This is a genomic window from Pseudoalteromonas sp. BZA4, assembly GCF_040104395.1.
Taxonomy (GTDB): Bacteria; Pseudomonadota; Gammaproteobacteria; order Enterobacterales; family Alteromonadaceae; genus Pseudoalteromonas.
The window spans coordinates 80743-103207 of sequence record NZ_JBECOT010000005.1 but is presented as its reverse complement, the minus strand read 5'-3'; the positions used below and the strand labels follow the sequence as shown (position 1 = coordinate 103207).

The following is a 22465-nucleotide window of genomic DNA, read 5'->3' as shown; positions in this document are numbered from 1 at the left end:
AAAACTTGCACGATTTATGTTCGATAATTGATTTTTAACGATTTTTATTTAGTGGCTTAATGCACTGTGCTGCGCTAAAGCTTGCTCAGCAGGGTTTCGTAAGTAGTTATATAGCATGGCTAAAAACAGTAAACATGCGAAACCTGTTGCGAGATAAAAGCCGTAACGAATGTGGCCAAAATAGTCACTGATCACACCCATTAATAATGGGCCTGCTGCCGCAGAAAGGGCAGTAAAAAACAAAATAACACCAGCAACTGCACCGTGCTGTTGTACCGCAAAGCAAGAAATACCTTTTGAGTTTAAAGTTGGGTAGATCATCGACATGAATAGCCCAGATAAAGGGAGTAAGAATACCGCCCAATCAACGCCGCCGAAGATTAAGCCTAAATAACACAGTGCAATTCCTAAGCTTAAATACAGCATCGCTGCTTGCCAACTGAAGTGATTCAGCAGCCACACCGCTAAGAAACGCCCAGCGGCGCGTAATATGAAAAACAAGGTCAGTGCATAGGTTGCCAGTAATTGCCAAGGGCCGTTGTAATCGCCAAGTAGAGTAGGCATCCACACATAAATAGCCACTTCGGTTGCAACATAAAGGGCAATCGCTAAAGAAAAGCCAAGTGCATATGGGTTTTTCATCATACTCATGGTGGTTGCAAGAGAGGCCGGTTTGGCGTGTTCTTCAAGCTTTTTAGGTTTTGGATAATCTGCACGCCAAGCAATTAAGGTTAAAATTAAACATAAAACCCCAGCAATAACGTAAAGGTAGGTCCAGCTTACCTTTTGGGTGATTAAAAAGCTGACAAGGGCAGGGCCTACAATGGCGCCAACACCAAAGAAGCCTTCGACCAAATTCATTGTTTTTGTGTGTTCTAAATTGTTTTTAGAAATATCACCTAACAGCGCCAAAGCACCTGTTTTGAATAAACCAATAGCAAGGCCAATACAGCTAAGTAACACTACAAATATGCTAAAACTACTGCTAACGGCGAACAGAAAACAACAAATGGTGAATATGCCGAGCCCCAACATGATGGTTTGTTTGCGCCCAAAACTGTCGGCCAAAAAACCTAAAAACAGGCCACTAAAAGCAATAAGTGCCATAGGTGCATAATGGAAAGCACTGGCTTGGGTCATGCTTAAATTAAATTCTTCGATAAGCTCAGGAATGATCATACCAACCGCATCAGAGGTCATCGCAAACATAAAAAACATCATGTATGTCAGCCATCTAATGGTTTGCAAAGGATCGTGTGTTCTATTCATTATTGTATCCCCACCGAAAGGTCTGCGCCTTTACTATGTATATTAGTGTATAAAAACTATAAAAACTGCTTGAATAATTTGCTGTCGTGGTTAAAGATATATCTTAATCGATTAAGTTTCAACTTGGTATTAACAATTATGATCAACAACAAAGTGCAATTAATCACCTACGCAGACCGTATTACCGGTCAAGGTATTGATGAATTAAGTAATTTATTAAATGGCCCACTTAACAATGTGTTTGCAGGTGTACATTTGTTGCCATTTTATAATCCGATTGATGGCAGTGATGCTGGCTTTGATCCTATTGATCATAGTGAAGTAGACTCGCGCCTTGGTAGCTGGGACGATATTAACGTGCTTGGTGCAAACTATGACCTTATGGCTGATTTAATTGTTAACCATGTTTCAGCACAATCTTTCCAATTTAAAGATGTACTTGCGAAAGGCAAGCAATCTGAATTTTGGGATTTATTTTTAACTAAAGACGATGTATTCCCAAATGGCATGTCTGAGGCTGAGCAACAAGCGATTTACCGTCCGCGTCCGGGTAGCTGCTTTACACCTATCGCGTGTGGTGATGGCAAAACCTATGATTTTTGGACCACATTTACCGATAACCAAATTGATATTAATGTGAAATCAACGGCGGGTATCGAGTATTTAAATACGGTGCTTGGCAAATTTGCTGATAATAATGTCAACATTATTCGTTTAGATGCAGCAGGCTATGCGATTAAAGAAGCTGGCACAAATTGCTTTATGTTGGACGAAACGTTTGAGTATTTAAATAAGCTTTCGGCGCAAGCAAATGAAGCGGGTATGGAAACCATTGCCGAGATCCATAGCCATTTTCAAACTCAAGTTGAAGTCGCAAAGCGTGTAAATATGGTATATGACTTTGCTTTACCACCCCTTATTTTACACAGCTTGTTTAGCAATGATGCGCAAGCCTTACTGAATTGGCTAACTATTTCGCCGCGTAACTGTTTAACGGTACTCGACACTCATGATGGCATTGGCATCATTGACGCAGGCCCAATGGGTGATAAACCGGGTTTATTAAATGCAGCAGAAATTGATAACTTGGTTGAAACCATTCATGAAAAGAGTGAAGGGCAAAGCCGCCTAGCAACTGGTGCAGCAGCAAGTAATGTCGATTTATATCAAGTTAATTGCACATACTATAATGCCTTGGGCGCAGATGACTTTGATTACTTATTAGCGCGTGCAATACAGTTCTTCGCGCCAGGTATTCCACAAGTTTATTATGGTGGCCTGTTCGCTTGTGAAAACGATATGGAATTATTGGCTCGCACCAATGTAGGTCGTGATATCAATCGCCCTTACTTAGATGCGCAAGACATTGATGCTGCGCTTGCTAAACCTGTGGTGAAAGGGTTGATCAAGCTGATTCAATTACGTAATGAGCATCCAGCATTTAACGGTGAGTTTATTGCGAAAGGTGAAGGCAGTGTGTGTCGTTTAAGCTGGCATGATGATACCAGCTCAATCGAGTTAAAAGTTGACTTCGCTAGCCGTGAAGTGATCATTGTCGATCACCGAGATGGCGAACAAAGCATTGTTGATTTGGCTGACTTTTTAGCTTAACTACTTTGACCCAATTGCAGTTGATAGTCGATTTCGGCTGTTTGCTGCTCTTTCGATAGAAACAAGGTCGCAGCAATGCGGCCTTTTTCTTCACTATTTTGATGGACAGTGGTGAGTTTTGGCACAAATCGTTGGCCTTCATCTATGCCATCAAAGCCAACAATCCTGACATCTTCAGGAATAGATAAGCCCATTTTTAATGCTTCGCGCATGGCGGCAAGGGCAATTAAATCACTCATACACAACAACACGTTTGGTCTTGGTGTGCTGCTAAGTGCTTCTTTGGCGGCAATGCTGGCAAAGCGTTCACTGCTTTCTGGAATATTCCATGTTCTATCTTCACCAAGGGTGATGCCAGCATCGCTGATTGCTTGGTGATAACCGCGCAGTCGTTGATGAGCAATTGACTGACCGGCTTCAAACTCATGATGTTCGTATACTCGGCATAATACGTCGTTATCGAGTAAGCGCAGGCCTAAAATAGCAACCCGATCATCATTTTTTTGTAGTGCATGCTTGGCAATATCGAAACTGGCTTGTTGGTTATTTACGTTTACAGAGGCATCGCGACCGATATTAAAATCAACCGTTACCACATGTTTTGCGACCTGTTTTAATTGTTCCACAAGTTGCTTGTTACGAGGGCGACCATAACAAATAAAGCCATCAACAAAATCGACCACGCTATTAAGGTTATCGCTGTTACCAGAAAATAATAAAAGGTTAATACCATTTTTTTCGAGCACTGCTGATACACCGCGCATAAAACTGCTAGCAACCGGATCTGATACCATATATTCAACGCTGTCTGGTAGCACTAGAGCAACAATATTAAAGGTGCCTCGGCGTAATGATTGCGCCGCCTTGTTAGGGCCAAAGTAGCCGAGCTTTTTACAGGCAGCCAAAATTTCTTCGCGGCGTGCTTTTGATAATTGATCAGGGCGGTTAAACGCATTTGATACGGTGGCATTTGAAACGCCTAACTCTTGGGCAATACTTTTCAGCGTCCAACTTTTTGGCTTTGTCATTGTAGGTTCTTAATCGATTTACTTAATGGTAAATTACCATATAAAGAGTCGAAAAAAAGTGTTTTTAGTCATAAAAATAGGCGTACCATAAAAGAATGAGTACGAGTGTGAGAAAAAGGCGAATAGCGAGTGATTTCTAAGTTACCAAAATGGGTTGAGATTGGCGCATTTATTTTAGCGCTGGTGGCTGGGTGTGTGAATGCAGTTGGTTTACTTAGCTTTGAGCATCAAGCTGTATCGCATTTATCAGGAACTGCAACCTTGCTTGGCGCAGACCTCATGCATGGCAATAGCCTTGATGCTTTACATTTATTAGGTGTATTACTGTCATTTTTAGTTGGGTCTGGTATTGCTGGGTTCTTGCTGCATAGTTCAGCACTTAAACTAGGTCGTCATTACGACACGGCATTATTGATTGAAGCAGGGCTTTTACTGGGCGCACTTTGGTTATTGTTTAATGGCTCGGGTTACGGGCACTTTTTGGCCTCTGCGGCATGTGGTTTACAAAACGCCTTAGCAACAACTTACAGTGGTGCAATTGTTCGTACCACCCATGTAACGGGTATCTTTACTGATTTAGGTATTATGTTTGGTCGGGTTTTACGTGGCGAAGCGCTTGATAAACGTAAGACTAAACTGTTCGGCCTAATCATTTTAGGGTTTATTCTTGGCGGCTTAGCAGGGGCATGGTTATTTGCAAAAATGAGCTTTGCGGCGCTTTATGTGCCTAGTGCTATTTGTATTTTACTTGCCTTGACCTATCGTGTTTATTCTCATCGCAATCCAGAACTTAATGGTTAGCGATACTTTTAGGTGTTGCGCCAAAGGCTTGTTTAAACACACGGCTAAAATGGCTTGGGTTATTAAAGCCTAATTGGTAACAAACTTGGCTAATCGCCTCCCCTTTTTCGAGCAGTTTATACGCTTTTTGTAAGCGTAATTGTTGTTGCCAAAGAGCGGGCGTAACACCAAAGGCTAACTTAAATTGCTGATAAAATTTACTGCGGCTCATACAGGCTATCTTACATAACACATCAATATCAATATTCTCAGCAAGATGCTGTTCTATATAGCTTACTACATGGCTTAATGGGGTTGCGAGCTTGCCTTGCTTACAACTTGCTATCATTAAGTCTCGACTTTGCTGCTGTAACAGACGGGTTATGAGTTCATTGAGTGATAAATCAATTAAGTAATCGCGGTGTTGTTCATTTTCACTAAACAGGGTGATCATTCGCTCCAGCAGTTGTTGAGTTTGCGGATTATGCTGGGCGTGCACTAACTTGGCTTGATATTGGAAAAAGTCATCCTGGGTAATTTGCTGCTTAAAATTAAGCGCATCAACTACTTGGCTTATTTTATCGGTACTGATTTCAATCGCTAAACAGGTTGTTGGCTGATTGAGAGATGCATTGGGAAAGTCGATTAGCACCCCTTGTTCTGGGGCAAGTACAAATGATTGGTTTGGTAAAAACTCTTCATGATAATCACTGTCGGCAACATGCATGATTTTTTTACCGCTGATCATGCCACAAAATAATAATTCAGTGGAATGTAACGCCACTTTTTGGGCATCTAAATAGGTGTCGTAAATACTTAATTCCGCATGTTCGCCCGCAAAACTGACTTTATTTTCAATAAGCACATCAATACGTTGTCGTTTTTTATCTAAACTTCTGTTACTAACTGATGTGTTCATTGTTGCCTCGCTGTCGTCCTAAATTCTGGACAAATAGTCAAAAAGTCTGGACTAGGAATCAAGTGTGTTTTCAGTAACTGAGCTAACTTCAATTGTTAGCGGTTCATTAAACAATAACCTACTGCATAATTTAGTCAATGCTAAATAAAACACAACAATTTGAAGAGAGAACACATTATGATTTATGCAAATCCAGGTAGTGAAGGCGCAAAAGTTAACTTTAAAGCGCAGTATGAGAATTATATTGGTGGCCAGTGGGTTGCCCCTGTAAAAGGAGAATACTTTGAAAACATTAGCCCAGTAAACGGTAAAGTGTTTTGTAAAGTACCTCGTTCATCAAAAGAAGATATCGAACTGGCACTTGATAAAGCCCACGATGCAAAAGCGGCATGGGGAATAACGTCGGTCACCGAGCGTAGCAATATCTTATTAAAAATTGCCGATCGTATTGAACAAAACCTAGAAATGCTGGCAGTGGCCGAAACCTGGGATAACGGTAAAGCAATTCGTGAAACACTTGCGGCAGATGTGCCTTTAGCGGCTGATCACTTTCGCTATTTCGCAGGTTGTGTGCGCGCGCAAGAAGGTTCAATCGGTGAGATAGACGAAACCACGGTGGCCTATCATTTTCATGAGCCACTAGGTGTAGTAGGGCAAATTATTCCTTGGAACTTTCCATTGTTGATGGCTGCATGGAAACTTGCACCAGCCCTTGCTGCGGGTAACTGTATTGTTTTAAAACCAGCTGAACAAACGCCAGCATCTATATTAGTGCTACTTGAAGTGATTGGTGACTTATTGCCTGCAGGTGTTCTAAATGTGGTAAACGGCTATGGTAAAGAAGCGGGCGAAGCGCTGGCAACCAGTACTCGAATTGCTAAGATTGCCTTTACTGGTTCAACGCCAGTGGGTTCACATATCTTAAAATGTGCTGCTGATAATATTATTCCTTCGACGGTAGAGCTAGGTGGTAAATCGCCAAATATCTTCTTCAACGATGTAATGGAAAAAGACGATGAATTTTTGAGTAAAGCGATTGAAGGAGCCGTACTTGCGTACTTTAACCAAGGTGAAGTGTGTACGTGTCCATCGCGTTTATTTATTCAAGAAGATATTTACGAGCAATTTATTGAGCGTGTTCTTGCTCGAACTTTACAAATTAAACGGGGTAACCCACTTGATACCGAAACCATGGTGGGTGCTCAAGCATCACAAGCTCAGTTTGATAAGATTCTAAGCTACATCGAAATTGGTAAAAAAGAAGGAGCCGAAGTCCTCGCTGGCGGCGAAGTGGAGCAACTGTCTGATGAGTTTAACGGCGGTTACTACATTCAACCTACACTATTAAAAGGCACTAACGACATGCGCGTGTTCCAAGAAGAGATTTTTGGGCCGGTAATTTCAATGTCGACTTTTAAAGATGAAGACGAAGCATTAGCCCTTGCTAATAGCTCAGAATTTGGTTTAGGTGCTGGTGTGTGGAGTCGAAACATGAACCGTGCTTATCACTTTGGTCGTAAGATTGAAGCGGGCCGTGTTTGGACCAACTGCTATCATATGTACCCAGCGCATGCTGCGTTTGGCGGCTATAAAAAGTCAGGTATAGGCCGCGAAACACATAAACTCGCCCTTGATCATTACCAACAAACTAAAAACCTATTAGTAAGTTACAGTGAGAATCCACTGGGCTTCTTTTAAAAGCAATTTCTTATTGTTGTCGAAACTACCCAAACGCCACGTCTAGTGGCGTTTTTATTTTATAGCGGGTATAAAAAAGCCCGGCGAACACACAAGCCAGGCTTTTCGACAACAATTTGGTTGAGTCACCGCAAGTGCAGTGACTCGGGATAAAAAAGCTTAGAGAACACACAAACTAAGCTTTTGACAACAATTTGGTTGAGTTACCGCGTGTGCAATGAACTCGGAATAAAAAAGCTTAGAGAACACACAAACTAAGCTTTTGACAACAATTTGGTTGAGTCACCGCGTGTGCAGTAACTCGGAATAAAAAAGCTTAGAGAACACACAAACTAAGCTTTTGACAACAATTTTGTTGAGTCACCGCAAGTGCAATGACTCGGAATAAAAAAGCTTAGAGAACACACAAGCTAAGCTTTTGACAACAATTTGGTTGAGTTACCGCGTGTGCAGTAACTCGGTATATAAAAAGCCCAGAGAACACACAAGCTAGACTTTTTGTGACAACAATTCGGTTAGCGCAAACACTCTCAATGGTGTGAAGCTGTTTAGCTTAAAAGCGCTGATGGGTTAACTTTAGAGTAATCCTTCTAAACCGACAAACGATTAAAATAAACCTGATAGATGAATTTTTTTAATCTATTAGCATGTGAAGTACTTTTTATTGCCACAACAATGCCTTAGTGATTAAATAGGGTGTTTTTTAAACATAATAACTACTTAAAATGGATTTTTATGAAACGCGTGACGCTTTACTCATCACTCACCTTTAAACTTGTCAAAAAACGCCAGTCAGTTTACTAGACCTGTTTATGTGATTGTGCCAGGACAATGTGCCTGTGCTTGTTCAAATGATAGCCGAGTTGTAATTAAGCAGTATCTTTAGCAAAGAGTTTGTTAGACCCCTGAGGGAGGGAATTGAAGTGTTGACCTTACGTGAAGAAGAGCAACACTTTTTAAATAAATGGTATTAACAAGCTAATTCAGTAACAGGCTCTTCTGCTAACCAGTTTAGGGCCGCTGTTTTTGACTTAAATACACTCATTACCATGCCAGCTCGTTTATACAAATTGCAGTAGGTATCGCTAAGCAAACTACCGCCTTCAAGCCCTTCTTTTATGACTAAGGCTGTTTTGGCCGGCGCAATACCTTTACGTCGAAGCTCAACAAAATACACCATTAGTTTTTCAAGCGCCCCGGGGGTTGCCATGCATGAGTTTTCAAACTCAACCAACTCAAACCATTGACCATAATCAGCGCTGAGTTTGTTGATGTAATCTTTTTGCATAAAAGAATGCGCGTCAATAATCTCTTCGTTGAAAGGCCCTGTGGCAGTAGTTAGTAGCGTACGTTCACGCTGATAAAATTCGACAAGACCATGGGGTTTAAAATCTTTGAATGGATAATGGTTGGTTGATACTTTTTTATGCATCCGTTCAATCCCTGAATATTTATTGAGCTATTGATGATAGCAGTGAAATAAATTAATTCAATCTTTAGGTTTAATTGATTGTTAAAATAATAACAAAAGTATTAGTTTGGATTACCAAGTAGAACCCGCCTGAATGTAAATTGCATTCTGTTCAGGGCCATGGGCTACATCTAAGCCAATGCTAATACCGTAATGTTCATCAATTAAATAGCGAAAGCCTGCACCTACAGTATCAATGGTTTCAGCTTTCGATAAGTCAGAAAAGTTATCGGCTGCCCAGCCCATACCAGTAAACACATTGAGCTTTATTTTGTGAGTGATTTTATAGCTCGCTTCTGCTTCGGTAACAAATACATCGAGACCTTGATAGCGAGTTGCAGACACACCGCGAAGGCTAATACTTGGCGGAATATAAACCGGTAAGCGTTTTTCACCACGGTTGTTAACTGAGTCATACTGCATGCGCAGTGCAAAGTTGAATTTATCGGTATAACGCCAGTAATTTAAGGCGGTAAGCTTTAAGCTCGTGTAATCAACCTTACTGCCAATTGCCTCATCATAATATAAATACTCAGCCTTATAGTTAAAGCCTCGCTCAGGGTTAAGGGGGTTATCTCGGCTATCGTATTCTATTAATGGACCAATACCTGACGTATTTACATCAAGTGAAAGGTGGTCCTTGATTATATTGTTTTCGAGTAGAAAATCTTCGATAGGGTTTTCGGCTAAGCTTATTTCTACTTTTCGATAAATCTGTTTAAAGCCGTAAAAGAAGTTACTGTCGTCATAGCGCAACTTAAGGTTTTGAAACACCGCTGGGCCTTCAATATTCAGTGATAATGGCGTGAGTAGCTTGATCTCGTCGAAGGTATAAAAATCAAGGTTTATACTCGCCCAGCCAACAATCCCTTGATAGCGAATGCGGTCTTCATCCCAAAAGGTAATGTGGCCAACAGCACCGCCTTTGGTGCCATTTTTAGTACCCATAAAGCCTACTAAACTAATGCTTTGTGGCAGGGTAGAGCCTTCTTTTTTCTTCTTTTTGGCTTTCTTTTCGTTGTCATGAAAAAAAAGGCCAACAACACCAAGCCCCGGCCCTACAGCTGGCTCTGTAATAAAAGTTGGAATAGGTAAAAATGAAATGGGCTCATCAACTTTTTGCTGTTGATTACTTAATTGCTGCTCTGCAGGTTTTATTGCATATTCATCGTAACTTGATGCAAAGCTTTGTGTGCTTAACAAACTTGCTGCAAGCATAGTTATTAATACAACTTTTTTCACTTAATCCCTTACCTTGTTGTTTCTTGTTATTTCAAATTTTAATTTATAGCTGATAATTAAATTCGAGACGATGATCGCCATCCATAAAGTCAACGTTTTCATTCCAATTTGCGAAATAGCGTAGATTCATACGCGGGTTAATTTGGTAACTTGCTGCAAATTCATGAGTCAAAATATGGCTTTGGTTTAGACCGTAGTAGTGGTCTTTATAGTTATCGCTACCGCCGATAGTTGTCAGCCAAAATGGATTGTAGTTAAGCCAAATTTTATCGTTAATGGTTATTTTTGCGTACATACCCACTAAACCATAGGCTCCCATAATGGAATAACCACTGTCACGACTACCATCATCTTCTAGTGTATTTTCACCGAGCGATGCACCCACACCAGCTAACGGGTAAAATGTAAAACGCCCCATAGGTTTTAGTGCTTTTATATAGCTATACGAAACATCCATGCTTTCGTCAGCAACAAGGTTGGCATTTAGGTTATAGTTGGCATCAATCTGTGTTGCACTCATAGTGCTTAAATCAACAGAGAAGTTTCGAAAGCGAAATGAGTCAATTGAATCCGTCGTTTTGCTATCGCTTTCCCAGCCTAGCGCATCGCCATATATGCCTTTTACTTCAATCACATTCATGCCGGCAGTTGTTGCTATGCCCGTATCGTATGCTTGGCCAACTTTGAAATTGAGCCCTTTATTTGTAGCGCCAACTCCTACTTGAGTATAAACGGCCAGAGGGTCTGACATGTCTTGTACTTCTTTTTGCTCAGCCGCATGGCTCGAGGCTGCAATCATAAGCGTTAGTAAAGAGGGGAATCGAAGAGAAGTCATGTGTTTTCCTTACACAAAAGTTTGAAAAATTAGTGTTTTTTTAGTTTATATAAGTTGAAATTAGGTGCTTTTAGCTTAATAAATTCTCGACTTCAGCCTCTAAAGAGGCATCAATTTATTCTTTTCTAAAATAAAAATAGCATAAAAATAGCATAAAAATAGTGACAAAGGCGAGAACAAAAATCGAACAAGCCTCAGCAAATACAACGAAGCTCTCAAAAAGCACTTTAGTAACAATTTATATCAATTTATCAACTGGTTAATGAAAATGTGTGATTTTTGTGGAAATTTGATTTAAATCGTTTTTGCCGCTTTTAGAGACTAGACTGGTTTGTTTTTTAATCTATACTGAATGCTGCTCATATAGAGCAAATGGTACTATTAATGAAAAGGGATGATTTATGAAAAAACTAATAGCGGCGGCTATTTGCGGCTTGGTTTCAACGGTAAGCCTAGCAGCAGATAAACCGAACGTATTAGCCATTATGGTTGATGACGTTGCGCCAATCTCACTCAGTGCATACTCGCACGGTATGACCTACCCAACCCCTAATATTGATCGCATTGCTAACGAAGGTGCATTGTTTACAGATCACTATGCACAACCAAGTTGTACAGCGGGTCGTGCTGCGTTTTTAATGGGGCAATTACCAATTCGAACAGGCCTAACAACGGTAGGCCAACCGGGTAACCCTCTCGGTATTAAAGAAGCCGATCCTACCTTAGCTGAATTTTTAAAAGATCGCGGTTATATGACTGCGCAATTTGGTAAAAACCACTTAGGTGATTTAGATGAGCACTTACCAACAAAGCATGGCTTTGATGAATTTTACGGTAACTTGTATCACCTCAATGTATCCGAAGAGCCTGAACAAGCGGATTACCCAAAAGATCCTGAGTTTGTGAAAAAGTTTGGTCCACGTGGTGTTATCGAATCTTACGCCAATGGCAAAATTATCGATACAGGCCCGCTTACTCGCAAACGTATGGAAACCTTTGACGAAGAAGTGTTAGAGCGCTCACTTAACTTTATGGAACGTGCAGTTAAGGCGAAAAAGCCATTCTTTATTTGGCATGCGTCTAGTCGTATGCACGTTTACACACACTTAAAACCAGAAAGCCGTAATTTAGCGACGGGTATTAGCTCTGAAGAAGACGTATTTGGTAGTGGCCTGATTGAACATGATGGCCATGTTGGCAAGCTGCTTGATAAACTTGATGAGCTAAAAATTGCCGATAACACAATTGTTATTTACACCAGTGATAATGGCCCTGAGCAATCAAGCTGGCCAGATGCAGGTACAACTGAATTCCGCGGTGAAAAAATGACAACCTGGGAAGGGGGCGTGCGTGTGCCTTTCTTAGTTCGTTGGCCAAACAAAATACCTAAAGGCCTAAAGCTAAATGGTATTTCTTCACATGAAGATGTTTTCCCAACTGTTGCTGCTGCACTAGGTGAAAAGAACTTACGTGAAAAGCTTAAAAAGTCAGACAAAGTGTATATTGATGGTGAAAACAACCTAGCTTACTGGACTGGCAAGGCGGATAAGTCTGCGCGTAACTTCTTCTTCTATTACTATGAGTCACAGCTTACAGCAGTGCGTTTTGGCCCATGGAAAATGCACTTTGCGACTAAACCAAATGGCTTATATTACGAAGACATGGTAACTCATAGCATGCCTAAGCTATTTAACTTACGTAAAGATCCATTAGAGCACTATGATGGAGTAACAGGTTTCCACCAAATCATGCGTAAGAGTTGGTTGCTACAGCCAATCATTGCTAAGTTAAACGAACATGTACAATCTTTTGTAGAGTTCCCACCACGTCAAGAGTCAGCGTCTCTTAACGTGAATGAAGCAATCGAAAAAGCAAAATCACTAAACTATGGTCATTAATTACTAATCATAAGTTAAGTTGAAAGGGCCTACTTGGCCCTTTTTTAATGCTTAATGATTAATACTATTCATCATTTCGAGCTGTTTCACAAACTGCTCAATTTGCTGGTTACCCGGTACCAAGCGGGCTAGGTTTCTGGCATAAAACAGCGCTTGGCTGTAGTTTTCTTCTGCCACATACCACTGCGCCAAACTGTAGCTGATATCTGGGTTATTCGGTGTTAGATTAAAAGCGCGCTCAAGGGCTGATATTGCAGCTGGCATATTGCCTAAATCTTGTAATAGCAGTGCGTAGGTAAACTGATAGTTTGCATTTTCTTGTGCAAACTGCGCGGCTTTTTGTAAGTGTGTAAGGGCGGTGTCTTTTTGTTTTGTGCGAATAAGGCTCATTGCAAGGGCATAATGAATATCGCCGCTTTCTGCGTTAACGTCTAAGCCTTGTTTCAAGATGGCTTGCGCTGCTTTTTCATCGCCCTGGTTGCGATATAAATCAGCTAAATTGACATAAGCAGGAGCAAAAATAGGCTCTACACTGATTGCTTGTAGGTAATGTGCTTTAGCTTGCGCTGGCTTTTGTAGTGTGAGTGCCAGATTACCTAAATTGGTATGGGAATAGCCACGCTCTGCTTGGTACTCTTGAATGCCTTTGTACTCACCAAGGGCTGAATTTAAACGTTTGCTGTCTTGCTCATTAAGACCCGCCGGAAAGGGCTGAGTTAACATACCTGCAAGTGCTCTTGCTGCTTCAGCTCTGATTGGTAAATGCTCATCATCTAAAAGCGGGTTTAATAAACGCCAGCGCTGATTGATATCAAATGGCATGGCCGCCTCAATGGCTGCTTGGCGTTTTAATGGTTCGCTGTCTTTTACTGAGCGAGCAATCGCAACGACAGCATTATTATCTGGGCTTGCGGCTAAACGGCTTAATGCTGAAGCGCGAATAATGTCAGGAAAGCCTTTATTTTGCACGATTTTGGTCAGCATGGTTGAGGCATTTGGTAAACGGTTATCGGCGGCATAAAACGCCTCAGAAAAATGCGCAGTGCCAAGGTGTTTTGAATGTGGATGCCAGTCTTTTATTTTGCCAACCGCCCACTGCGGCGTCTTATCTTCATGGCAGCTATTACAAGCATTTGGGGCATTGGTTTTTAATGTTAAGTCTGGGCGTGGTACCCGAAAGCTGTGGTCGCGCCTAGCATCAACTTGCATATAGGTGGTGGCAGGCATATGACAATCAACACATTGGCTACCTTCACTTGCCACTTTATGACCGTGATGTTTCGGCGTATCGAACACCTCTTGGCTATGACATTGCGTACATGTTTGATTACCCGGTAGCTTTAATTTACCCGAATGAGGGTTATGACAGTTACTACATGTTACTCCCGCGTTGAACATTTTACTTTGTAAAAATGAACCCCAAACATAGTCTTCGTCCCACACTTGACCATCAACATGATAAAGCTCAGGAGTGAGTAATGAGCCTTGAAAGCTTTGTAAAAAGCTATGTGGGTCTTTGCGGTCGTCAAGCTGTGAGCGGCGAGCATGGCAGGTTGCACACACTTGCACTTGGTCGCTTTTTACCAGAGGCTGCACGCTTTGCATACTGCCATCGGCTTTTTGGGTAAACAGCGGAGTTTGCTTTTTAATATTATGAGTAAAGCCCTTATCGGCAATACTGCTATCGCCATCAGCCCATTTTAAATGAGCTTGTGGATCGCCATGACACGCTTTACAGCTCACGTTAATGCTTGAATAACTCGAATCAAAGCTATTCGTTTTAAGGTCAAATTGCTTTTTGAAATCAGTTGAGTGGCAATCGGCACACATATGATTCCAGTTTTGGCCTTTTTGCGACCAATGAAATAGGTCGTGTTTTTTCTGCTCAGGGTGCAGTACGAACCAGCGCTGACCGCCGTCTGTTTTACTGCGCGAGTCCCATGCAAATGGAAACAGCTGAATGTGACCTTGGCCCATATCAAACATGTATTGCTGCAATGGCTCATAGCCAAATGTGTATAAAACCGGGTAATCAGTCAGCTTGCCATCAAGGTTTGGCATGCTTATAAAAAGTTGTTGGTCTTGTTGATAAAAGCGCGCTTGCTGGCCTTGGTAGTCAAGGGTTTGTTCGTTGAAATTACCAAGCACCGTAGTGGGAGTAGCTTTTTCCATAGCATGAAAATGATGGGATGTTTGCCAATCTTCAACTTGGCTTTGATGACAGTTAATACACTGGGGTTCTGCAAACGCATTAAATGCGAAAAAGCTGCATAACAGCCAAGCCAATCTTATCACTGAATAAATCCTTTTTATTTTTACCACATGCACTTAGAGTTATATCAGTTTGTTGCTGATAAGCAAAGTCGGCTTATTAAAACGAGGGTATAAAAAAGCCCGAGAAACTCGGGCTTAGTAAGTTATAAACTTTTCTTCGGTGGCAGCGCGACGTTAGCAAAGATAAGCCCCGCCACTAATGACATGAAAATTAAAAAGGTTTGTTGGCCAATATGGTCTGCATAAACGAAATCTTGGCCTTCAATAAGTGAGTTCAAGCCAATATAGGTTTTACTACCAGGTACCAATACGATTAGTCCTTGCATAGCTACAATAGAGGCTGGAGCATTGACAACGCGGTTGAATAAGTTGCTAAAAACGCCCACGGCTAATGCGCCTACAAATGTGCCTAATGTGTAGTCTAGGTACATGGCTGAACCAATACTTGTACCATACGCTATAAAGCCAGATGCAATAGACCAAACAGCATGTTTTAGCTTGGTTCTAAAAATCACGATTAGGCTGCTACATAGCATGAAAATAGCAAGCCAAGCTGTCCATTTGGGTAAAGGCTCAGGTTGCACAAAGTCACTTTGACCAAAAATAGCAAAACCAATACCAATACCAATAAATGCGCCAAAATACAGTTTAAACAGAAGCATGAATGAGTCCATCACCCGAGCCGTACCAGATACTAAATGTCTTGCCGCTAACTCTGCCAAACCTAGGGCTAACGCTAAGCCGGGTATAAACACAATGATGGCAGAAAGTACCACTAGCCGTATGTTGATTTGGGCATCAATATAGACACTAATAGCACAGGCTATAATCGCCGATACAATGGCTACTAATGGTTCAAGCATATGGGCAACACGTTTAGAGCGTGTTGACCAAAGTACAAATAAATACACCACTAAGGTAATAAGTGCTGACCAAAATACATCATTCCAGCTAGTACCCATCAACATGGCAAATGCACCACCTGAGGTTGCAAACGCAACGCCAGTCATAAATTTATTATATGGGTTTGGCATGGTGTAAATAATATCGAGCTGTTTATCGACCTCTTGTAGCGTCAGCTCGCCATTAAGCATTTTGTTTACTAAGTCATCGGTATCTGCCAGCGAGCCTAAGTCATGATCGCCCGGATCAACACGCGCAACATGGGTGTACTCTTCTTCGTGCCCATCTGTCCAAATAACAAATGTCACTGATGTTGGCGACATAACAAAAGATGATTTCAAACCGAGGTAAGTCGCAACTTCCATTAAGTGTGCTTCTAGTCGGTATGCAGGTGTACCGTATTTATGAAGCATTTTGCCAAGCTTCACGATAAATTTTCGTTTTTCAGTAAACGTTGCGGTTTTCAAAGGCGTTTTGAACCAAAGGTTAAATTGTTCAGTTAAGGATAGACCAAAATTCAATAAGATATAGTCCAATAGCTAGACTATATCGCTTAAATTGACCAGCGCGATTTTAGCGACAAAAGCCGCTATGTCTAGTGTTATTTACGGCAAAATTACTTATTTTTTGCTTCAATCCACTGCGCCATGTATTGGGTCGAACGCATGGTGTGATGTTTGAGCATTTGGCCGGTAAAATTTTGCTGTCTATGCTGCGCTAATGACTCACTAATGGCGGTGATTTTAGCGATTAATTGCGACTGAAGTTTTGATTTATCATAATATTTTTGCAATAACTGCTGGCCATTTTGCTGTGCCTGAGTAAATAACGCTTCATCTTGATAAAGTGCCACTGCTGCATCTGCAAATTGCTGTGCATCTTCACAGATTGCGCCTGACCAAGGCTCATTTTGATGCATGCCTTCACTACCAATAGGAGTTGTTACGCTCGGCGTTTGCATGATCATCGCTTCGAGTAACTTACCCTTAATACCAGCTCCAAAACGCAGTGGCGATAAACATACTCGGGCATCTTCCATCACTTGATAAGCATCATCAGCCCAGCCTTTGATTAAAAAGCCGGTTTTTGGATTGTTCAGCGCTGTTGCCTTTGGTGGCGGGTAAGAGCCATAAATGTGGAGTTCGGCATCGGGTAATTGTTTGCGGATCAGCGGCCAAATCTGTTGTAAGTATAACACTGCATCCCAGTTTGGCGCATGACGAAAATTACCAATGGTCATAAAGTGTTTGCGCTCTGCAAATGTTTTGGTGCTGGTGGGGATATGCTGCAAATCGACCAAAAATGGTAGGTGGTGAAGTAGGGCGTTATCTACTTTGAAAACGTCATTGAGTAGCTGCATCTCGTAATGCGAGATAATTAAGCTGATGTCTGAGCGTAAAATAGCGGCGATTTCTCGCTTGGCAATATCACTGTGTAAATCGCTATGGCTGAATGCTCGACCTGCTTTATGAGCGTCGTGACGGGCATTTCTTAGACACTGTAAATCTTCGGTATCAAGAATCTTAAGTGCGTTAGGGCAGTATTTGTCGACTCGCCAACCAAACTGTTCTTCCATCATAAAGCGGTCAAACATCACAATATCAGGGTTATACGCTTGTACGTACTCATCAAAGCTAGAGCAGTTTAATGCAATTACTTGTGTGGTAATGCCATCTTCGCTGAGATCCACCATGTGTTCGGTTTTTTGCGCTGGGCTTGCAAATTCGACTTGCCAGTTTTCTGCACGAAAGGCGCGCAGGAGTGACATCATGTGGGTGCCGGCTGCCGACGAATTAGGCTCAGGCCATACATAGCCGATCACTAACACTTTTTTCATTGACTTGAATCTCGTATTTTTAAGTTAACATCCACCAAGGTGCGAACTGGCGGTGTTGATTTATCTAATAGTTCTTTTAGCACCTGACAGGTGCGTTTACCGATTTCATCGGCATTAATGGCGATGGTTGAAAGAGAAGGTAGCATTAAGCGGGAATCTTCTAGGTCATCAAAGCCAATAACTTTAATGTCTTTACCCGGCTCTAGGCCATGTTGGCGCATAGCTTCAATCGCGCCATAAGCAATCACATCATTAAAACAGACAATGGCTCTGGTATTTGGCGCTTGTTTTATAAGGGTATTAAAGGCTTCTCGGCCACCTTGGCGGTTTGTCGGTGCTTGAATAACCGGTTTTTCGTCAGTGATATTAAACTGCTCAAGCGCAGCTAAAAAACCACTTAAACGTTCATGGTAATCAGATATTTCTGCAGTGCCGCCTAAAAAGGCTACCTCTTCTATGCCTTGCGATAAAATATGGCTGGTCGAAATATGTGTGCCTTTTTTGTTATCAGGCAAAATACACGGCGCTGCTGAAAAAGGAATTTCACGCATGATATTAATAACCGGAAAACCACTATTTATTAAATCATCTTGCCACTGTTGCTCAGTCCCCGGTGCCGGACACATAATAAACGCCGATACGTTGTATTCTTTTAGGGTTTTCACCACTTGAGTTTGCCTTTCGACACACTCCGCAATATTCACCAGCATTGGCAGCATGCCAAGCTCAAAGATGTGTTTTTCGAGACCAACAGCAAGCTGAGCTGAATACGGGTTGGTTAAGTCATTTATAACCAACGCGACTAGGTTTGAGCGCTTGCTGCGTAGTGCAGCAGCATCGCGGTTATACACATAGCCAAGCTTATCAATGGCAGCCAGTACTTTTTCTTTACTTTTTTTACTGACCTTATCACTGTTGGTAAGGACCAAAGACACGGTTGATTTTGAAACTTGTGCTTGTTCAGCAACATCCCAAATTGTGACTTTGCCTGTCGATTTTTTCATTTTTATTAGCAAAAAGTGGCGAATAGAGTGCTTTTATTTTAGCGTAATTTAGCTGTTTAAGTCACTGATTGGCTGCCAAAAGGGTCGAAACTCTTTATGAAATGCTGCAAACATGTTCTACTTGTTTACAGAATCGAAAATAAAAACGAAAAAGGAACGAACATGAAAGCATTTAAACTGCTTTTTGCGCTAGTTATTGGCGCAGCTGTTTGCACACCCAGTTTTGCTAATCAAGGTTATCAAACTCCATCGCCTGCACTGGCTGCTGTGGTTGACGCTAAGCTTGCACCGAGTAGTTATTTATCGAATGATGGCCAGTGGCTGGCGTTATTTGATAGAAAACGCATCGATACGTTACAAGACTTAGCCAAAGAAGAGTTGAAACTTGCGGGTATTAAGCTTAATCCTGCTAATTTTTCGCGCTCACGAGTGCGTAATAAGTTTACATCGTTAGTGCTTAAGCATGTTGAAACCGGTTCTGAAATTGTTGTATCTGGTTTGCCAAATGGCATTTTACGCTCACCAAGTTGGTCAAGCGATAGTCAATACTTGGCGTTTGTGGTTGAGCAAGCATCGAGTGCTAACTTATGGGTTTATAATGTAAGTACTAAGCAAGCCCGCCAGTTAAGTGATACACCACTTAATTCAGTGCTAACGCGCACGCCTTATACTTGGTTGCCAGATAGCAGCGCCATTGTAGCTAATGCAGCGGTTAATATTGGTAAAGCACGTATCAGCAACGACAGCTCGCAGATTGTACCAGTTATTCAGCAAAGTAGTGGTGAAAAAGCGCCTGCGCGTACTTATCAAAACTTGTTAACTAGCCCATATGATGAAGCACAATTTAAGTTTTTTGCGCAAAGCCAGCTGACTTATATTCCGCTTAGTGGTCAGGGCCAACCAATTGGTCAACCGGGCTTAATTAAATCGTTTTCGGTCTCACCTGATTCAACCAATATTTTGGTTGGCATGATTGATGAGCCTTTTTCTTATCAAGTGCCTTACAGCCGATTTGCTGCGACTTGGCAAATTTGGGGTATGCGTGGCTATACGCTTGCAGAGCTTGCGAAGCAGCCTTTAGCAGATAACATTCCACAAGGTTATGACAGTGTGCGTACTGGTCGCCGCGAATTTCAATGGCGAGCAGATCAAGGCGCTGAAGTCATTTGGGCAGAAGCACAAGACGGCGGTGATATGAAAACCGACGTGCCTCATCACGATTACCTTTATAGTCTAAGAGCACCATTTAAACGTGATGCTAAGTTATTTGCTAAAGTTGAACGCCGTTTTGATTCAATTACTTGGGGCAACGGTAATGTTGCTCTGTTATCTGAATGGCGCTTTAGCGACCGACAAGTTCGCACATTTGTTATTCAACCACGTAATGCAGATAAAAATCGCGTGTTATTTTCTGAGCGCAGCTATAACGATGCCTACAAAAACCCAGGTTACCCAATTTATGAAAAAAATGATTTGGGCGCTGATGTATTAAAAGTCGTTGGCGGACGCTATCTTTTCTTACGCGGTAATGGTGCATCTGAAAAGGGCAATATTCCGTTTTTAGACCGTTATGATGTAAAAACCAATACCACAACACGCATTTGGCAATCAGAAGCGCCATATTATGAGCGTGTGCGTGCCATGCTTGATGATGAAGGCGAGCGTTTAATTACGATTCGAGAATCTAAAACTGAGCAACCTAACTTCTTTATTCGCGACCTAGACGATAAAACCCTGACTCAACTTACGACTTTTGAGCACCCTTATCCAGAATTTAAAGGAGTAACTAAAGAGCTAATTCGATACAAGCGTGATGATGGTGTTGAGCTTAGTGGTACGCTTTATTTACCGCCGGGTTATGATTCAACTCAAGGCCCGTTACCGGTTCTAATGTGGGCTTACCCGCTTGAATATAAAGATAAAGCCGTTGCGTCACAAATGCGTGAGTCGCCGTATGAATTTACCTACATCGGTTATTGGGGGCCAATGCCTTACCTTGCAAAAGGTATTGCTGTGTTTGACGACCCGAAAATGCCAATTGTGGGTGTTGATGGTAAAGAGCCAAACGACTTATTCCGTAAGCAGCTGGTGGCAAGTGCTAAGGCTGCGGTAGATGTACTTGTTGAAAAAGGTGTGGCAGATAAAGATAACATTGCCATTGCAGGCCACTCTTATGGTGCCTTTATGGTGGCGAATTTATTAGCGCACAGCGATTTATTTAAAACCGGTATTGCCCGCAGTGGTGCTTACAACCGCACCCTAACGCCATTTGGTTTCCAAGGTGAAGAGCGTGATTTTTGGCAAGCGCAAGATGTGTATGCGGCTATGTCACCGTTTTTCCACGCTGAGAAAATCAATGAGCCTATGCTGATGATCCACGGTCAAGAAGATCCAAACTCGGGTACCTTCCCAATGCAAAGTGAGCGTATGTATGCTGCATTAAAAGGCCTAGGTAAAGAAGCCCGCTTAGTAATGTTACCTTATGAGGCGCATGGCTATCGTGCCCGTAAGAGCTTGCTGCATGTGCTTTGGGAGCAAGAGCAGTGGTTAGATAAATACTTATTAAGTGATGAAAAACCCGCAGAGCCAGTTGCCGCTGAAGGTGTTACTCAGTAATTAGTAAAATATTAAAAATCCCCGCCTTATAGCGGGGATTTTTGTATTGCCTACTTGCATATTCTTATCCGCAGATAAGCGGTAAGCAAATAAGAGGAAATGTTGTTCATGTTTATAATTCCAGATACCGACAAGAAAATTCGAGCAAAGATATCTAGCTATAAATACTAAAACTACGTTAATCACGTACAGGTTTGCTATCTGTACGTTGTTTGCGTATACTTTGCCAATGAAAAGTGTATTTGTTGAATCAACTATATTTGAAAAGTACCGTAACGAGTATCTCAGCGATGAAGAGTTTAGGGTTTTCCAAGCTGAATTAATGTCTAACCCTAAACAGGGTGATGTTATTCAAGGTACAGGTGGTTTACGTAAGGTGCGAGTTGCTGGCAAAGGTAAGGGCAAACGCGGTGGCTTTCGTGTTGTTTATTATTTTCTTGATGACAAACATCGTTTCTACTTGTTGACCATTTATGGTAAGAGTGAAATGTCTGATTTAACAGCAGATCAAAAGAAACATTTAAAGGCTTTTATGGAGATTTGGCGTAATGAGCAGTCGTGATTTATTTGCAGAGTTAAGTTCTGCACTTGTTGAGGCTAAAGAGCACTCAGAGGGCAAGTTAACTCTTAAAACGCATCAAATTAACGACATAAGTGAGTTAGACATCTCACCTGATGAAATTGTAAGTATTCGTGAGCAATTTAATATGTCTCGGGGGGTCTTTGCTCGTTTGCTGCACACATCATCTCGCACCTTAGAAAATTGGGAGCAGGGGCGAAGTGCACCAAATGGGCAAGCAGTAACTCTTCTAAAGCTGGTTCAGCGTCATCCAGAAACTCTTTCGCACATAGCTGAGCTATAATTTCAAAGTAATGCTCGATAAAGACATGTGATTTTGACCTATTTTTTCTATCTAGATTCTAATACAAGTTTACACTTTAACATTTATTTTCCTGCTTAGGGCTAGGGCTAGGGTTAGCATGCAGATATTAACGAAATGCTGACTTCTATCATCACAATATACTCTCAAAGGGAGTCAGAAAAGTAAGTTAATTCATTGCTTTAGGTGGGGTTTTGAT

The 22465-nt window shown here is 41.7% G+C and carries 17 protein-coding genes; 7 read left to right on the top strand and 10 right to left on the bottom strand.

The window, feature by feature from the left end; all coding sequences use genetic code 11:
* Positions 1–48: 48 nt before the first annotated feature.
* On the bottom strand, positions 49–1269 hold the full coding sequence (locus ABMY41_RS03860) for an MFS transporter (RefSeq protein WP_252949930.1): 1221 nt from the start codon (positions 1267–1269) through the stop codon (positions 49–51).
* A 138-nt stretch (positions 1270–1407) separates the two neighbouring features.
* Here ABMY41_RS03860 and gtfA point away from each other — a divergent pair, with 138 nt between their 5' ends.
* On the top strand, positions 1408–2880 hold the full coding sequence (gene gtfA / locus ABMY41_RS03855; protein ID WP_252949927.1) for a sucrose phosphorylase: 1473 nt from the start codon (positions 1408–1410) through the stop codon (positions 2878–2880).
* On the opposite strand, the gene ABMY41_RS03850 is transcribed toward gtfA, so the two are convergent.
* Complete coding sequence (locus ABMY41_RS03850; protein ID WP_349274167.1) at positions 2877–3908, bottom strand: LacI family DNA-binding transcriptional regulator; 1032 nt, start codon at positions 3906–3908, stop codon at positions 2877–2879. The genes gtfA and ABMY41_RS03850 overlap by 4 nt on opposite strands.
* Positions 3909–4037: 129 nt before the next feature.
* On the opposite strand from ABMY41_RS03850, the gene ABMY41_RS03845 reads away from it, so the two are divergent.
* Positions 4038–4709 (top strand): YoaK family protein, encoded by a 672-nt coding sequence (locus ABMY41_RS03845; RefSeq protein ID WP_252949924.1) that lies wholly within the window; start codon positions 4038–4040, stop codon positions 4707–4709.
* On the opposite strand, the gene ABMY41_RS03840 is transcribed toward ABMY41_RS03845, so the two are convergent.
* A complete protein-coding gene (locus tag ABMY41_RS03840; protein ID WP_252949921.1) occupies positions 4699–5607 on the bottom strand; it encodes an AraC family transcriptional regulator in 909 nt (302 codons plus the stop codon). The genes ABMY41_RS03845 and ABMY41_RS03840 overlap by 11 nt on opposite strands.
* 177 nt (positions 5608–5784) lie before the next feature.
* Between ABMY41_RS03840 and ABMY41_RS03835 the strand changes: the two genes are divergently transcribed.
* On the top strand, positions 5785–7305 hold the full coding sequence (locus tag ABMY41_RS03835; RefSeq protein ID WP_252949920.1) for an aldehyde dehydrogenase family protein: 1521 nt from the start codon (positions 5785–5787) through the stop codon (positions 7303–7305).
* Positions 7306–8275: 970 nt separating this feature from the next.
* On the opposite strand, the gene ABMY41_RS03830 is transcribed toward ABMY41_RS03835, so the two are convergent.
* From ABMY41_RS03830 to ABMY41_RS03820, 3 genes are all read right to left on the bottom strand, one after another.
* Complete coding sequence (locus tag ABMY41_RS03830; protein WP_287246245.1) at positions 8276–8737, bottom strand: hypothetical protein; 462 nt, start codon at positions 8735–8737, stop codon at positions 8276–8278.
* Positions 8738–8848: 111 nt separating this feature from the next.
* Complete coding sequence (locus tag ABMY41_RS03825) at positions 8849–10018, bottom strand: BamA/TamA family outer membrane protein (RefSeq protein ID WP_349274166.1); 1170 nt, start codon at positions 10016–10018, stop codon at positions 8849–8851.
* Between the two features lie 43 nt (positions 10019–10061).
* Positions 10062–10853, bottom strand: a complete 792-nt coding sequence (locus ABMY41_RS03820) for a hypothetical protein (protein ID WP_349274165.1) — start codon at positions 10851–10853, stop codon at positions 10062–10064.
* A gap of 401 nt (positions 10854–11254) precedes the next feature.
* Here ABMY41_RS03820 and ABMY41_RS03815 point away from each other — a divergent pair, with 401 nt between their 5' ends.
* The gene (locus tag ABMY41_RS03815; RefSeq protein ID WP_349274164.1) at positions 11255–12751 is read left to right on the top strand and encodes an arylsulfatase; all 1497 of its coding nucleotides are present in this window, start codon (positions 11255–11257) and stop codon (positions 12749–12751) included.
* 51 nt (positions 12752–12802) lie between these two features.
* Here ABMY41_RS03815 and ABMY41_RS03810 read toward each other — a convergent pair whose 3' ends face one another.
* From ABMY41_RS03810 to ABMY41_RS03795, 4 genes are all read right to left on the bottom strand, one after another.
* Positions 12803–15046 (bottom strand): CDC27 family protein, encoded by a 2244-nt coding sequence (locus ABMY41_RS03810; protein ID WP_349274163.1) that lies wholly within the window; start codon positions 15044–15046, stop codon positions 12803–12805.
* A 122-nt stretch (positions 15047–15168) separates the two neighbouring features.
* Positions 15169–16395: a threonine/serine exporter family protein gene (locus tag ABMY41_RS03805; protein ID WP_082401625.1), complete on the bottom strand. Its 1227-nt coding sequence runs from the start codon at positions 16393–16395 to the stop codon at positions 15169–15171.
* Between the two features lie 149 nt (positions 16396–16544).
* Positions 16545–17765, bottom strand: a complete 1221-nt coding sequence (locus tag ABMY41_RS03800) for a glycosyltransferase (protein ID WP_349274162.1) — start codon at positions 17763–17765, stop codon at positions 16545–16547.
* Positions 17762–18769: a substrate-binding domain-containing protein gene (locus ABMY41_RS03795; protein ID WP_251601583.1), complete on the bottom strand. Its 1008-nt coding sequence runs from the start codon at positions 18767–18769 to the stop codon at positions 17762–17764. The genes ABMY41_RS03800 and ABMY41_RS03795 overlap by 4 nt, the downstream gene beginning before the upstream one ends.
* 162 nt (positions 18770–18931) lie before the next feature.
* Here ABMY41_RS03795 and ABMY41_RS03790 point away from each other — a divergent pair, with 162 nt between their 5' ends.
* The 3 genes from ABMY41_RS03790 to ABMY41_RS03780 all read left to right on the top strand — a co-directional run bounded on the left by ABMY41_RS03790 (position 18932) and on the right by ABMY41_RS03780 (position 22248).
* Positions 18932–21385: a prolyl oligopeptidase family serine peptidase gene (locus ABMY41_RS03790; protein WP_055197292.1), complete on the top strand. Its 2454-nt coding sequence runs from the start codon at positions 18932–18934 to the stop codon at positions 21383–21385.
* A gap of 229 nt (positions 21386–21614) precedes the next feature.
* Positions 21615–21947, top strand: a complete 333-nt coding sequence (locus ABMY41_RS03785; protein WP_175081676.1) for a type II toxin-antitoxin system RelE/ParE family toxin — start codon at positions 21615–21617, stop codon at positions 21945–21947.
* Entirely contained in the window at positions 21934–22248 is a 315-nt protein-coding gene (locus tag ABMY41_RS03780; protein ID WP_062565786.1) for a DNA-binding transcriptional regulator, read from the top strand. The genes ABMY41_RS03785 and ABMY41_RS03780 overlap by 14 nt, the downstream gene beginning before the upstream one ends.
* Positions 22249–22465 lie beyond the last annotated feature (217 nt).